The following is a 15,064-nucleotide window of genomic DNA, read 5'->3' on the forward strand; positions in this document are numbered from 1 at the left end:
GGTTAAATTTCTTTGATCTGAACATCTTGTCCATCTTGCTCTAACAAGCTATTGCAGACTTTAATATTGGTGTTATAAAACTCCTTTTCATCAACTCCCAGTTCATCCGCCATTGCTTTTACATTACACAAAAGAGGTCTGTTAAAATAAACTGAACAAAGACCTTCATCTGTAAGCTTTTCACACCTACCGCTACTATCCCATTTGTATGGAAAAGAGTGTGTTAAAAAGTTCTCATCGGCGTCTTCTAATACTAATCCAATCTTACTACAACATAGGCCACATTGAATACAAGGGAATTGCATTAGTAAAATTATTACATTTTATATACTTTATTAAAGTTTTTATCATGATTAGTTTTACACAAATTCATGACCAGAACTAAGTTTGTACCCGAAGTTTATAAACCTGAGTTGTAATTTATCGGTAGTATTGAACTGAACTTTAATAAAAGTAAATGGCGCTCTTATCCTGTCGCCAGTAAGATGTTTGACAGTTGATGAGCCGGGAGTATTGAGATCACGTAGAACAGGAACGTAAAATATACCCTCCCTATTCTTAAAGAATGAAGACCCAATTTCTGTAGTTTGGGAACGGGGATAAGTTGTGTTTATAGTAGCTTTTGTAGGAACAATATTGGATTCAGAGGAAACAGTTAAGGCGGTTTTTATTTTTCCGATTTCGGCATTCGCTACTACTTCGATTTCTGAGGGATATTGTATACCATAAAATGTATTATGGCTTTGTCCGGCATCCTGTTGCCAAAGGTCTCCATTTTTGAAGGAAAAGTGATTATTTCCGCACATAGTCATACCCTCTGGGTTTAGATCATCCGATCCCCGAAACTTGTTTTCATCAAAACAAAAGACCAGTGTATGTATATCTTCAACTTCCATTAATGAATATTTATGTTTATGCCCCCAATGGTAGTTACGTTAATAAATTTTGAGTTATCATAGTTTACTTCAACGGGTAGTGTTATTACTCCGTCGTTCTCAATGTCAATTACAGGAAACGCAGGAGGTGTGTGAAGAGTAACTATAATATCAGCATAAGATGTTTCTGGCATATAAAAGCTATATGGCGTACCAGCGGCTACGGCAACATGATCCACTACTGTAAAACCGTTATATGTTACTGAAACAGTTATTAATAGACCTGATTCTTCATTAAGGATGATTTGTGAGTTATTATCACCTTCCGGAGTGTCCTCCACCACAAAAGATCCGGTATAAGTTGAACTGCCACAGTCATTTGTTACTGTAAAGCTCACACTATATGTTCCTGGAGCCGGCGGAGTACCAGAAACGCCAACCGCATTAACCGGATCACCTGAGGTCGCAACCGTCAACCAACCTGGCGTGGTACTATCTGTTACAGTAATAACTGGACTGCCAGTTACGGGGAATGTAAATGAGTATGGCGAATCGACTATACCGCCCGGCATTTCAGTATCGGGGTCAACATAAGCCGGACGGCAAGGCTCAACTAGCGAATAGGTCTGTGTAAGCCATTCACTATATACCCCATCGTAACATTTGGCTCTTACTTTGACTGTATATTCAACCCCAAATACAGAACTGTCAATTATGAGCTGAGCAGGACTCGAAGGGGAATTAAAATCTTTTATGTCCACTAATTCAATCCCTGATTCCGTTTCAAATATTTGTATTTCAAAAAGAGGGTTACCAGAGAAATTCCAGCTAATTATTACACGTTCCGCATTGTCATCAATCGGGGAAGGAGTAATTGTTAGACCGGTTGGGTTAGGACAGCTAATTGGACTATCTTCGCCAGGGATAACCCTTGCGGCTAAATATTCTTTGTGGTAAGGGTCTATTCCTCCTATTAATAAAACCTTGTTTTCGTTTTCTTTATCGTGGTTCTCGATCCATTTAGCAAGTTTAAAGGCTAGTTGTTTTAATTTAAGGTCACTAAACGGGAATAATCCGTTACCGCCATATTTTACAAAAGCCCCTGTGCGCCTATCAAACCAGAATATGTTTTCATTGAAACATTTGGCGCTTTCAGGGTGAAAGGTTCCATAATCTCCACGGAGTACATTGATTTTACCCAGTACGTTTTCGCTCCTAACAACAAATGCACTACCCTCCTGATCTGCCATTTCGTTTTCGCTGAGGTAAATTGATGCTGTCTGTCTTTCACAAATAACCACCATTACTGTACCTTCACGCTGAACTTTAGAAGTTAGTATCAACCTTTTAACCGCACCCATCTCAACGGGGATATTTACTTCGTTAAGTGCTTCAAATGAGTTTAACCCGTTTACTTTAGTACCGGGAGCGAATATGTTGCTGAAAGAAATATTTCCCGGCTTGTAAACCTGACCAATCTTGGTAATCACATTAGCCCGTCCGAAGTGTGTGTCCCATCTTTGATAAAGGGAGTCATTAGGTGACATTGCATAGGCATAATAAACCCCAGATAATTCGCCTTGGCGTGGCAAAACATAGGTGTCTGGCAAGAACAATCCGCTAAGTACAGAATATTTACGCTCAGGCAGATGAGCTTGAAATATGGGATACATTTGCCCTACTTCATAAAAAAGGTCTTCTGCAGTAGCTTTGTTGGGAGTGTATATTTCAAATATGAACTGTTTGTTTTCGAGGTTTCCAATGTTGGAGTATTCAAGCAGGATATATTTACCTTGTTGGCCACGAACCGTAAGTCGGTAAACATTGGTTGAGTCTTTTTCAAACAAATAACAATAGTCACCCTCTGAATAAGAATACCCTATCCCGGAGTTAACCATTATAGAAGTATCAATACCTATATAGGTTGTGCTTATATTGGGGGTTAAATAGGGGGTATCGTCACCCGAAGGTTCTTTTTTAGCAAAAACATGAGTCCCATCTGGGTCAGCCTGTCCATATCGAACCGTATCGGAAACGCCTGTAATAAAAAAAGTAGTTCGTTTATTCCTTCTTATAACTGGAGCGTAAAATTCCGCCCAGTCAGGAATTTCGTTTACAGAATTAGTATTATCAACCGTCCATTCGAGTGATGGAATGATTGTTTCTACTTCATAAGTCCTAACGGGAGTTTGTACTTTTGCATCTTTTGAAGCAACTCCACATTTCCTTAAATACCTATCAAAAAACACAATTCCGGCTTCGTATTCTGCATCATGTAAGATTGCAGGAAGTGCAATAATCTCTAAAGCATCACCTATTAAATCCCTGATTTGAACTTCCAAATCTTGCGCCATCCACATATTAGCAGATGTAATGCCTGATCGACCGCTTGGGAAAACCCTTCTTCTTAATTCTTCATACGTTTGTGACGGAGTAGCACCAAGAAAAATAAGACTGCTTAAAAATATTGGAGTGTCATAATCATATTGTAAAGGGAATAAAGTTGAAGAACTCAAATAACTCCCCATTGAAGCGGCCGCAGGGGTCGCATATCCTACATAGGGAGGAATATTAGGTGGGGTTGTATTTGCAACAATCCAAGAGTTTGGCAATAAATAATACCCCTTATTAGAAGGTAATTCGTCAATTTTTATAACAAGGACGCCTATTGTATAACGATTCCAGTTTAAAAATCCTGTTCTGTAGTGTCCATGGATTAATACTTCATAAACATTCTTTTTAGCAAGATAGTCGTTTATATCTCTTATTTCCTCCGCCGGCGACAATTGCAAATCAAAAGAAGTTGTTTTTGGCGTGCCATAACCTTCTACATTATCACCAAGAAATATTCTGTTACGCCCCGATGTTACACAAGAAGACGTTAAAGGAACGCTATCAAATGGCTTTACGGCTACAACATCATCTAATACAGTTCCTAGCTGTTGACCATAAAACCGGAAAACGAGTTGCCCTAGTATGATGTTGTCGATTTCAACGGCTTCTTCGGGTATTTCTTTATCCCAGGTTTTAACAACGAACATTTTTTGGGTACTGGCAACCTTAACGTATAATCTTATCATCCGAATGCCCTGAGCTAAGGGGAATTCGATATTTGACATTCTGACATCAATACAGTTCCCTTCGGCTTGAAATTTACTATTAATCAGGCTTGAAGTTGAGAAAGGCGAAAGCGTACTTTCTTCATTAGAATAGTAAACAAACTGATAAGCAAATTGAAAACTTTCGTTCCGAATGAAGTTATTAGTATAGGCTTCGTCTAATGTTTTTATAATAGTTGGCGGATAAGACGGCGGTTTAACGATTAAAGAGATGTTCTCTAATAAAGTATCGTTTTGGTCAGTATTTGTCCAATCATACTGCCAGCCGTCATAAAAAGGAGTGTCAAGGGCCGCGGGATTTGCAGCTCTAATCGCAGCGCCTAAATGTAATTTTCTTGGAAATTTATCTTTCTCCGTCCAGATTAATATATTATTTACAATCTCAATGGACGAAATATAATTATTCTGGGTAAACCTTAATCCGCCCGTAATATTCCCCTGCGCACCCATATTTGTACGGGCGACTAACCAATATTGTTCGGCTTCGGTATCATATAGGTTGATCTGGTCGTTATCGGGGTTTGAAAGACAATGCGTAAACCATATAATAAATCTTCCGGTTAAGTCACTACCCGACCCCACACATACACTATCATCCGGGATTACGTTATTTGTGATTTTTTTATTCGAGATAATGTTTTCAAAATAACCAGCTTTCCCGTCCAGACTAGAATTAAAACGGATATTACGCATAAACACAGCAGCATCTTTCGGTACGACATGTGGTGCGTCATCCGTATTCAAAAGGTCAACAGGGAATTTCTTTTCAATCAGCGGCATTACTTAATTGATGCTATTTTATTTTGGTTCATTACTCTTTTAATATCATCCAATGACAAATGGTCAACTCTCGCGACTAATATTCTGCGGTCATTAAAAAAATGTTGGGCTTCCGGTGAGAAATTATTGAACCGGTTTGGGCTAGCTTTCCAAAATACATAAGATTCAATAGCCTTTTGCGCAAATGGGTTGATCTTACAGGCTGCGTCACAGTTCATACCACTTGAGATGTATTCCAGTACTATAAAATCAGTACATACTCCTTCGGTTAATTGAATTATTCCCCTTTCTTTGATAATCTTAAATCCATCTCTCCAGGTTCTTTGTTTGTACCCAAAATATCCGCCTACATGTTCTCCGTATTTATTCCAGGAGTTTAAGTACCACATACCGCCATAGTAGGTTCCGATCCCATCTAGTTTTTGGGTATAGGTTGTTTCGTTGCCGTCGTCATCGAGTTTTGGGAGCCGGTTAATAGCCTGATTCTGTACCAGCGGGCGCACGAATTGAGAAACCTCCATCCCGATCTTGGTATAGTCAATAAAATCATCCGGTAATTTGGCGACATTATTTTCATCTACCTTTATTCTTTTGGTCTGAACTGTTCCGAGGATGTCATAATTAAACTCTCTCAGGCAATCAGCGGCTAATTTGAGATACTGAAAATACCAATGTATGGAAAGGTTCTTTTGGCTCAGGGCCGAACGAACAATATGGTCAAGGGTTATATATGTCATTGTTTTTCCTGGGTGTTATCATTAGGATTAAGCGGTTTTAATTGTCCGCCAAGGATTTGAAATACAGTAACAACAACGTCTTGTTCCATGTCTGCAGGAATTGGTAAAGGGTCGGTATCTTCCAGTTTTTCTATATCCGAAACAACCAGTTTTACCATTACTTCGTTAATTCCATCGAGTGTTATATCGGTCTTAAACACAACCTTTAATCCGAATTGCTCATACCCCACCTGCCCAAGCAAATCGCTCAGAATTGGCTCACCTTGTAGCATTGCACCCATACCATTAGGAATAGGAATAAAGGGGTTCCAGTGGTCATCTTGTTTGGATATATGCCATAAGCCTTGATTCTTTAATAATTTAACCGGCATTACAGGTAGGGTAATCTCCGCCTTTCCGCAGGTTGACTTTACAGGGATATTGTCATAAGTCGCTATGATCTGCCCGTTAATAGCGATTTCCTCGCCTGATGCCAAGTGAGTACTATAATATTCAACTTTTAAAAGTTTGTTGATTGCTTGATTAATTGCAACCATTACCTCTCTTATATCAATAGATGAAGAAACAGAAGGATTACCACCTTTTAAAAGGCTCATAACCTGCTCTGATATGGAATATTTAGTTGGGTACATTAAACATTGGATTGAGGTAAGGCCATACCATTTTCACGGAGCCAGTTGTTATCAAGATGAATACCAAGTATTACTAAGGTTTGAAGTATGATTTTACCAATAAACTGTTCTCCCCATTCAAGTTGAACTGAGTTCACATCATCATAGTTCCCTTCATCGTCAATTGCAAAAACCGGCTTTGCTGGCCTTCTTAAAAACCTGATTTCTCCCGCGTGTACTTCTTTCGGGTGTAGTCTGTAACTTCCAATTCCTATCTCTTCTCCAACAGGATATTGGCGTGTTGGTTTTTTAAGCTGAGAATTTAGTCTAAAGGCTAGTTCCGATTCGTCCATGATTGGAACTCCTGAGTGAGTTGGGATATTATTTGCTGAAAGAACAGATACTTTTAATCCGATCAAACGCATGTAATTCGTGCTTACTACCTTAAATTCTCCATCGGAATTAGTTAATACATATTCCATGTCCTTAAATGGGGACAGGGCTTCCTGCGATTCAGTACTTGTGGCATATACTTCAAGGAATTGATTAAACAGCCACATGGAAGCTGTATCAATAGCAATATCAATTTCAGCGGGTGTGAAGTAGCCAGACTGTTCTTTGTCAGCAATAAAATTTATCCTTTCATGAATCTGGTCTATGCGCATTTTAAAAGGATTTGGTTTTCGCGGGCCACCAGGTATTCCTTGCCCCAGATTTTATAAGATGGTGTTTTATTAAAGTCAACACAAACAAGTTCGCCGGGCTTTAATTCAGAAGTTACCGAGGTATGGCAAACTTTAACTCGTTGTTCCTGGAACTCAACACCCCATTTATCTTTTTTAGCAGCAGGTTTTTCAAGTAGTAAATAGCCCGGAACGGTCTCTATTTTTCGCCCCCTCTTTACCGCATAAATTTGCTCAACCGGAACACGCCAATAATCGATTCCGTCGTGTGGAAGTCTGTATTTAAAACTTTCGTCAGTGGTAGAATTGAAAGTAAACTTGCCCATCCAGCTTTCGATGTCGCCTTCGGTGCCTAAAATCTGATCCACGATTACCCCTTCATTTACCAGCCAAGCCTTAAACTTGTTATTATGCAAGTATTCCCGATAAATGGTTTGCTTTTTCTTATTTGTCCACGAAGTAAGGCTGATACTATTCAGGTCATCTTCATAAAAAACATCCATAGCGTTGTCCCTAAACTCCCTGGAGCCAGCTACCACCAAATAGGAGAAGGCAATCTCGTCTCCTTTACGAAGCCCGTTAATGCCTCTCCTAAGTGGCAGGCTCTGAATAGTTCCGGTTACTGTGGAGTGTTCATGCGGGTTAAATGTCGTGTCAATGAAAAAACGCCCTTCCTTCTGCTGGTAAAGGCTTTCTAAGGTTACAATAATGTGGCCGTTAGGTGAGACAGGAACCATGTTTTTCACAGATTGGATATAAAATTATGCACTTTTGTATACTATTTTATAGTTTTTATCATAAAAGTTAGTAGCTTTATATACACAATGATTGGAGATAACGAAATATCAGTTGAGTTAATACCCCAGAATATCACTTTCTCAAATCGTCCTGGGCGTGTGTTGATTGATGCTGAGGTTAATTTTAAAGGAACGGTTATCGCTAAAGGAGCGGGGGTTACTGGAATTAACATTGGCGATAGTGTTTATTTTCAGCCGACCAATCCAACAATGAAACAAACCGACTATAATAACAATCCAATATCCTTAGTTATTTCCTCCGATACTGTAACCGACGTATGGGAGCCGCCAATTGAACTGTAAATAATTATGGATAAAATATACTTAACCCTTGACGAGATCAAAGCAATCTTTGACCTTGAACTCGATGGCACCCTTGCCAAAATAAGAGATAGGTTCTTAATAGGCTGCGTTACCGGCCTACGTTTCTCCGATTACTCCCGCTTTAACGGAGAGCATCTTAGCGGAAATATTGTAAAAATCCTGACGAAGAAAGTCAACAGGGAAGTCGTTATACCCGCACACCGATTGTTACTTGTAACATTAGAGCGGAATAATAATATTCTGCCGGAAAGTTATACGCTACGGTATTACAATATGATGTTGAAGATTATCGGATCTATGGCCGGGATAAACGACTTTGTAAAAATCGAGGAAAAGATAGAAGGAACAGTCGTAAATAAACTCGTTAGGAAGTTTGAACTGATTACCACTCATACCGCCCGACGTTCATTTGCAACAAACGCATATTTGGCTAAAATACCAGTAGCTAAGATTATGCTCATCACCGGGCATTCAACTGAAACGGCATTTTTCAGGTATATCAGAATATCAAAAATGGAGAATGCGCAGGAGTTGGCTAATCATGAATTCTTTAGATAATTTTTTTTAAATAACAATTAAAACTTTAAATGTAATGTCAGAATTAACAAGCATTCCAGAAACTTTCATTGAGTTCTTAGAACAAATTAAATTTTTGTTAGTAAAAAAATATCATTGGAGCGTTACAGAAGCATCAATGTTCCATGATTATGGAGGACGCTTAGAGCGTCTTTATAAAACAGGAATAACTCCTCATACTGCCTATTTGAGGTTTTGTGGTTTGGGCATTAGTGATGATACTGTTTTTTGAAGTTCAGATTCTGCTGGTCTTGATATTCGCTCAATGCAAGAGAGTAACTCCTAACGTAATAAGATGTCTATACGGAATAATACTATTCAAATCGGCTATGACTCTTCTTTAAAAATAGGAGAAATGGTATATTATGCAAAAAACAATACACCTACTGATCCTGAAAATGATTGGACTGAAGCGGTAATTTTAGACTTAAACTGGGAAATGTGTTCGGCCGCAGTGCAACTCAACGGCCGAAGCATTCCCTCATGTGTGGGGATTAAATATCTTTTTAGAACAAAACAGCAATGCTTAATAATGTGACTGTTATATTCGATAAAAAATAAAATCAATATAATTTAAAAAGTAATTTATTTATACTTCAAAATGACATCATTATTAATATGAATCAATTATCAAAATTAAACAACAGTTCATTTTTAGAAATCTGTGGGTCAATAATTAAAAAAAACGAGATAATAGGAGTTACTGAAATATTATACACAAGAAAAGAACAATTGTTAATATATTTTGCATGCTTCGAAGTATTTTTTAAAAACCATTCAATAAAATTTTTTGCACCAGACGATTTATTACATGACCAACATGTGGGTTGGCTAAACATAGAAAGAAATAAGGTTGTGGATGCCATAAATAACTTGAATTAGATTCTTGCATTCATTACACATTTTAAAACAATATTTTTTACCTAAAAATCCGGACTCCCATCCACAATCTGCTTTTGATATACCTCTTTCACTTTCCGGGCGTATTTCTCTGTCATTCGTTTGCTGGTGTGGCCGTACATAGTCTTCAAAGCATCCAGCGGAACTCCAGCAAGTATTTTATCATCAGCTCCTGTGTGTTTTAATGCGTACATGTGTTTTTTAATTCCCAGGTTATCCATGACCAGACTTTTCCAAAGTTTAGTGGCGGTGTCTCGTTTTATACGTTTGTCGGAAACACCGAAATACATCTTATGAGAACATTTGTATTGTTTTTTAACATGTACTCCATATTGAATAACATAACTGTCCTTAGGTGGCCCGAATAAATACAGGTCGTCATTTTCATGTCCTGCAATATGATTCTGTAAAAGCTCATACAAATGATTATTAATTGGCACTACCCTAATATTATTGGTCTTTGAGTTTCTTTCTTCTAAGTCTGGGTATATCATTATTACCCGACGCTCCATGTTTAAGTCTCTAATCTTCAAACACCGTACCTCGTTAGGGCGCATTCCGGTGTGGTATATCACCATAAGGAAAGTAAAAAAGTTTGGGTGAATCCTTGTGAGTTCAGTGCGCAGCTTTCTTTTTTCCCAGTCATCCAGTGTAAGGAATTTGTCGGTCTCAACCAGTGGAAGTGTTTTAATCTTACTTACGGGGTTTGATTTGATAACCTCGTATTCTTCCAACCGACTGAATAAAGCCGACAGATAACCCAGATATTTATTATAAGCATGGTTTGACCAGTTATGTAATTCCCTGCATTTATCTAGGATGAGTTTTATATGTCGGCGGGAAATCATCCTTACGTGTAATAAGTCAATGCCTAGCTTTTCAGCACCACTTTTGATTTGTTTAATACAGGATCTATACCCTTGAATTGTTCTTTTGGAAACCACGCATTTAGTGAGTGCGTAATCCAACGCCTGAGAGAAATTATAAAACACAAGTTCTTCTGACACCGGCGACCAACCGTTATCTAGTTTCTTGATTAGTTCCTCTTTTGTAATACGCGCTATTTGTCGGCGTTCCCTGGCAGTGGTGCCTTTATTAATGTAGCCCCTGATTTGTCTGCGGATTGTTTGATTCGTTACCGGATCGGTAAAGTAGAGTTCTAAAAACCACTTTTGGTTTAGGTCTTCTTGATAGTCTCTGAGTACTATCGAATAATGCTTATACATGTCTTTATTTGCTTGAGGTTTAGAACCTCAAACACCAAAATAAAGACGTTAATTAGTTGATAATGAGCGTGTTATACTAATATGCGGAGAGAGAGGGATTCGAACCCCCGGTCCTGTTACAGACAACGGTTTTCAAGACCGCCGCATTCGACCGCTCTGCCATCTCTCCGGCGCAAAAGTAAGTGCCAGAGAGTTAATAAAAAAATAGTATTGAATTATTTTTTGTACTTTTTTAGTGCATTACCACTTCGGCCTGAAACACATAATTTTTTTGTAGTGCGGATGTATCTTCCTTCTCATCCAGTATGGTAAATAGTATCTCGGTAGCCTTCTCCGCCTGCTCGTACGGGAACTGTTCTACAGAAGCCAGTAAACCCTGTTCCAGGTAGGTAGTAATGGGTAGGTTGGCATAACTCACAAAGCTGATATCCTCGTTAATTTTCAGGCCCTGCTCCCTGGTAAATTTAATGGCTTCCAGGGCTACATAATCATTAAAAGCAATAACCGCAGTAGGCCGGTCTTTTTTATCCAGCAGCTGTTTAATAGCAGTGGTGGTTTGTTCCTTGGTCAGGTCGGTCGATACCACTGTAATATCTTTCTCGCTCAGTTTATGTTTTTTTACACTTTCCCTGAAGCCTTCCTCCCGCTCTTTAAAGGAGGCCATGCTCTCCGGTCCATTGATAAAACCGATCCGTTTGTGTTTCTGTGCCACCAGCAGGTCAACCAACTGCTCCGTAGCCTTGCTCAGGTCGCAGCTTACGGTATAAGCATCTAACTGGTTAGGTATCCGGTCAAAAAAAACAACCGGTATACCATTGGCCATTAATTGCTCAAAAGGTGTAAAATCAGTTGTGTTTTTTGATAAAGAAACCAATACACCATCTACCCGGTGTTTCTGCATGGTAGCTACAATGGTCTTTTCTCTTTCCGTATTATCATGGCTTTGCCCTATGAGCACGGTATAACCATTGCTCTGTGTCATATCTTCTATCGCTGTAATGGCAATAGAAAAGAAGTCTTCGTTAAAATTGGGAAGTATCACTCCTACTGTCTTTGTCTTACCCTGCTTAAAAGAAATAGCGGCCTGGTTGGGTACATAATTCAATTCGGCAGCAATTTGCTGAACCCGCATTTTGGTACGTAAACCAATACCCGGGTGATCGTGCAAAGCACGTGATACGGTAGAAATAGAAACATTTAAACGTTTGGCAATTTCTTTTATGGTGGCGGGTTTCTGTATCATAGCTAGGGGGTATTTAAACAGCGTTTTGTTAATACTGATCGTAAACAAAATAATGGCTATATTATTTTATCATGACATCGGTATTACAATATTATGAATTTTAGCAATAAATACTCTTAAAAGCCCGCAATAAAAGCGGAGGAACGGCGATAATGATCTATTCAATGGTTTGCGTAACAGCGCTGGTGGCAGTACCTTGTTTATCAGCATAGGCGCTGCTTTGCTCAATAGCCTCCATGATCTGTTCCATTATCTTATCGGCAGGCATTTTATAGTCAATATCCAGGGGAGCTTTAAAAGTTACTTTGAGCGCTGTGCCCCGTTTCTTTGTCTTCAGGCCTGTTTTATCAAATGCGGTGGAGAACCCTTCAATAACAACCGGTATCACCACAGGTTGGGTATAACGTATGATCACCGCTGTACCCTTGCGGCCCGGTGCATAAGGAGTAGTTGTACCCTGCGGAAAAGTAATTACCCAGTTCTGTTCCAGGGCCCGGGCTATTTTACGGGTATCCGAAGGGTCAAGCCCTTTACGAACCTCGTTACTTTTATCATTCCAGGTACGCTTCACCACTACCCCGCCGGCCAAACGGAAGAAACGTGCTACCCAGCTGTCCTTCATGGTTTGCGCAGCCGCTATATACCGCACATTGGTAAAAGGGTTTAACAGGTAAAAAGGTATGCCCAGCCTGTTTTTTTTGCCCCATTTGGCTGCAGAAAAAATAGATAAAAAGGTAATCACATCTACAAAATAGGTTTGGTGATTACTTACAAACAAAACATTTTTTTTAGGGAGGTGCTTAAAATGTTCCGTTCCTTCAAATGTAAGTTTATTAAAGATGGCCAACCGCGGATAAAATACAGCTCCTACCACCGCATGCACAAACTTGCGTACCAAACTATATTTTACTAATCGTTCCCACATCTTTTATTAAATTGAAGCTAAGCAGCGTTGTACTGAAAGTCATTTTAAAATGTTACGCCTGTTTTAAGGCGCCCTTAACCAACTACTGCAATAAAACTCTTACTATCGGTAGTTTGTTATGATTGCAGGATGCAACATAACTTTTTTATTTTAAACAAATAAAAAAAATACTGTGTAAAAAACTGTACAATAAAAAACTGCCGCAGCACAGGGCTACGGCAGTTAAAGTATATATAAGCTATTGCTTATTCGCCTTTTGATGCTTCGTCATCCAGTTTTTTCTTCAAGTCGGCTAATACACCCAGGTCACCCAGGGTTGCTTTCTCTACTTTATTCTGAATGTTCTTAACGGCAGATTTGGTTTTTTCTGCTTCCGCTTTGGCTTCTTTCTTAGCTGTTTCTTTCTCTTCTATCTGTCCTTGCTCCCAGATACGGCTATGTGAAAGTACAATGCGTTTTTCGTTACGGTCAAACTCGATCACTACAAATTGTGCAGTTTCGTCGGCACCAATGCTCTTACCATCTTCTTTTGTTAAGTGACGGTTAGGCGCAAATCCTTCTAAACCATAAGGCAGCTGAACTACAGCACCTTTATCGTCGCGACGGATAACAGTTCCTTCGTGCTGGCTACCAATAGCGAAAGTGTCCTGTAATGCATTCCAGGGATCTTCCTCTAATTGTTTGTGGCCTAACTGTAATTTGCGGTTCTCTTTGTCAATACCTAAAATGATAACATCGATAGAGTCACCTACTTTAGTGTACTCACCAGGATGGTTAAAGCGTTTTAACCAGCTCAGGTCAGAAATGTGGATCATACCACCGATACCGGAAGCTAACTCAACAAATACACCGTAGTTAGTGATGTTTTTCACCAAACCGGCATGTTTGCTGCCTTCAGCAAAACGGTTCTCGATTTCGCTCCAGGGATCTTCAGTTAATTGTTTGATAGATAAACTCATTTTGCGAGTTTCTTTATCAAGGGTAACAATTTTAGCTTCGTACTCGTCGCCTAATTTGAAGAACTCTTTAGCGTTGATCGGAGTGTTAGCCCATGTAATTTCACTTACGTGTACTAAACCTTCAACACCTGGCAGTATTTCCAGGAAAGCACCGTAGTCTTCAATATTAACTACTTTACCTTTTACTAAATTGCCTTCAACAATCGCTTCAGGCAATACGTCCCAAGGGTGAGGAGTTAATTGTTTTAAACCAAGGCTGATGCGTTTTTTCTCGTCATCAAAGTCAAGAACAACCACATTGATCTTCTGATCCATTTTCAATACCTCAGCAGGGTGAGAGATACGACCCCATGAAATATCGGTAATGTACAACAGGCCGTCTAAGCCACCCAGGTCCATGAAAGCACCGAAGTCGGTAATGTTTTTAACAGTACCTTCCAATACTTGTCCTTTCTCCAGTTTGCTCATGATCTCAGCACGTTGTGCTTCAATATCGCTTTCAATTAATGCTTTGTGCGATACAACGGCGTTCTTAATAGTTTCGTTGATCTTAACTACTTTAAACTCCATTGTTTTACCAACAAACTGATCGTAGTCGGTAACAGGTTTAACGTCAATTTGCGAACCTGGTAAGAAAGTTTCCATACCAAATACGTCCACAATTAAACCACCTTTAGTTTTAGAGGTAACAGCACCGGTAATAACTTCGCCGGTTTTGTGTACTTCCACAATTCTTTCCCACGCACGTGTAATGCGGGCTTGTTTGCGGCTTAAGTTAAGGTGACCGTCGCGGTCTTCTTTCTCAACAATCATTACCTCAACTTCATCACCAACTTTAATACCTTGCAGGTCGCGGAACTCGTTTAAAGAAATTAAACCGTCGCTTTTAAAACCAATGTTTAAAACCACATCAGTTTTAGTTAAACCTACGATAGTACCGGTAATTAATTCACCGTCGTTTAACTGTACGAAAGTGTTGTCATAAACCGCATCGTACTTTTCTTTTTCCTCTTTAGAGTAAGAAGTTACGTTACGTTTGTCAACGTTCCAGTCAAAATCATCATGAGCTGTTTCTACAACAGGCTCGGCCACAGGTGCAGTTGTTGTCGCTGTAGTAGCTTCGGCAGCCGGTGTTTCCACCTCACCACCCGCGCTATCCTGTGCATCAGCGTTTAAGTGTTTGTTAATAAACATTTTGTTTGTCCCCGGGGTTTTAAAATCGGGGGTGCAAAGATACACTATTTTACAGGCTTTTCCGCCAAAAACCGGTCAAAAAAATCAAACAATACCCCATTTCTTAACCACCTAA

The 15,064-nt window shown here is 39.3% G+C and carries 14 protein-coding genes and 1 tRNA gene; 3 read left to right on the plus strand and 12 right to left on the minus strand.

The window, feature by feature from the left end; translation table 11 throughout:
* Window positions 1-2 precede the first annotated feature (2 nt).
* The 7 genes from ACFS6H_RS20175 to ACFS6H_RS20205 are packed head-to-tail and all read right to left on the minus strand — an operon-like array spanning window position 3 to window position 7,542.
* Window positions 3-305 (minus strand): YkgJ family cysteine cluster protein, encoded by a 303-nt coding sequence (locus tag ACFS6H_RS20175; protein WP_386103378.1) that lies wholly within the window; start codon window positions 303-305, stop codon window positions 3-5.
* Window positions 306-359: 54 nt separating this feature from the next.
* On the minus strand, window positions 360-896 hold the full coding sequence (locus ACFS6H_RS20180) for a hypothetical protein (RefSeq protein ID WP_386103380.1): 537 nt from the start codon (window positions 894-896) through the stop codon (window positions 360-362).
* On the minus strand, window positions 896-4,774 hold the full coding sequence (locus ACFS6H_RS20185) for an Ig domain-containing protein (RefSeq protein ID WP_386103382.1): 3,879 nt from the start codon (window positions 4,772-4,774) through the stop codon (window positions 896-898). The genes ACFS6H_RS20180 and ACFS6H_RS20185 overlap by 1 nt, the downstream gene beginning before the upstream one ends.
* Window positions 4,774-5,511, minus strand: coding sequence for a hypothetical protein (locus tag ACFS6H_RS20190; RefSeq protein ID WP_386103384.1), 738 nt, complete (start codon window positions 5,509-5,511; stop codon window positions 4,774-4,776). The genes ACFS6H_RS20185 and ACFS6H_RS20190 overlap by 1 nt, the downstream gene beginning before the upstream one ends.
* Entirely contained in the window at window positions 5,508-6,143 is a 636-nt protein-coding gene (locus tag ACFS6H_RS20195) for a hypothetical protein (RefSeq protein ID WP_386103386.1), read from the minus strand. The genes ACFS6H_RS20190 and ACFS6H_RS20195 overlap by 4 nt, the downstream gene beginning before the upstream one ends.
* A complete protein-coding gene (locus ACFS6H_RS20200) occupies window positions 6,143-6,787 on the minus strand; it encodes a hypothetical protein (RefSeq protein ID WP_386103388.1) in 645 nt (214 codons plus the stop codon). Before ACFS6H_RS20200 ends, ACFS6H_RS20195 begins: the two co-directional genes overlap by 1 nt.
* On the minus strand, window positions 6,778-7,542 hold the full coding sequence (locus tag ACFS6H_RS20205) for a hypothetical protein (protein WP_386103390.1): 765 nt from the start codon (window positions 7,540-7,542) through the stop codon (window positions 6,778-6,780). Before ACFS6H_RS20205 ends, ACFS6H_RS20200 begins: the two co-directional genes overlap by 10 nt.
* Before the next feature lie 87 nt (window positions 7,543-7,629).
* On the opposite strand from ACFS6H_RS20205, the gene ACFS6H_RS20210 reads away from it, so the two are divergent.
* From ACFS6H_RS20210 to ACFS6H_RS20220, 3 genes are read left to right on the plus strand one after another with little or no spacing between them, the layout of a single operon-like run.
* Complete coding sequence (locus ACFS6H_RS20210) at window positions 7,630-7,905, plus strand: hypothetical protein (protein ID WP_386103392.1); 276 nt, start codon at window positions 7,630-7,632, stop codon at window positions 7,903-7,905.
* 6 nt (window positions 7,906-7,911) lie between these two features.
* A complete protein-coding gene (locus tag ACFS6H_RS20215) occupies window positions 7,912-8,484 on the plus strand; it encodes a hypothetical protein (protein ID WP_386103394.1) in 573 nt (190 codons plus the stop codon).
* A 34-nt stretch (window positions 8,485-8,518) separates the two neighbouring features.
* Window positions 8,519-8,734 carry a hypothetical protein gene (locus ACFS6H_RS20220; RefSeq protein ID WP_386103396.1) on the plus strand — a complete coding sequence of 72 codons (216 nt, stop codon included), beginning with the start codon at window positions 8,519-8,521 and terminating at the stop codon, window positions 8,732-8,734.
* Between the two features lie 691 nt (window positions 8,735-9,425).
* Here the strand turns inward: ACFS6H_RS20220 and ACFS6H_RS20225 are convergent.
* The 5 genes from ACFS6H_RS20225 to rpsA all read right to left on the minus strand — a co-directional run bounded on the left by ACFS6H_RS20225 (window position 9,426) and on the right by rpsA (window position 14,949).
* Window positions 9,426-10,628 (minus strand): tyrosine-type recombinase/integrase, encoded by a 1,203-nt coding sequence (locus ACFS6H_RS20225; protein ID WP_386103398.1) that lies wholly within the window; start codon window positions 10,626-10,628, stop codon window positions 9,426-9,428.
* An 84-nt stretch (window positions 10,629-10,712) separates the two neighbouring features.
* Window positions 10,713-10,797: transfer RNA gene (locus ACFS6H_RS20230), tRNA-Ser, on the minus strand.
* A gap of 63 nt (window positions 10,798-10,860) precedes the next feature.
* The gene (locus tag ACFS6H_RS20235; RefSeq protein WP_386103400.1) at window positions 10,861-11,871 is read right to left on the minus strand and encodes a LacI family DNA-binding transcriptional regulator; all 1,011 of its coding nucleotides are present in this window, start codon (window positions 11,869-11,871) and stop codon (window positions 10,861-10,863) included.
* Between the two features lie 157 nt (window positions 11,872-12,028).
* Complete coding sequence (locus ACFS6H_RS20240; protein WP_386103402.1) at window positions 12,029-12,796, minus strand: lysophospholipid acyltransferase family protein; 768 nt, start codon at window positions 12,794-12,796, stop codon at window positions 12,029-12,031.
* A 245-nt stretch (window positions 12,797-13,041) separates the two neighbouring features.
* Window positions 13,042-14,949 (minus strand): 30S ribosomal protein S1, encoded by a 1,908-nt coding sequence (gene rpsA, locus ACFS6H_RS20245; RefSeq protein WP_386103404.1) that lies wholly within the window; start codon window positions 14,947-14,949, stop codon window positions 13,042-13,044.
* Window positions 14,950-15,064 lie beyond the last annotated feature (115 nt).

The sequence above is a fragment of the Terrimonas rubra genome, from assembly GCF_042686025.1.
GTDB classification, from domain to species: domain Bacteria; phylum Bacteroidota; class Bacteroidia; order Chitinophagales; family Chitinophagaceae; genus Terrimonas; species Terrimonas rubra.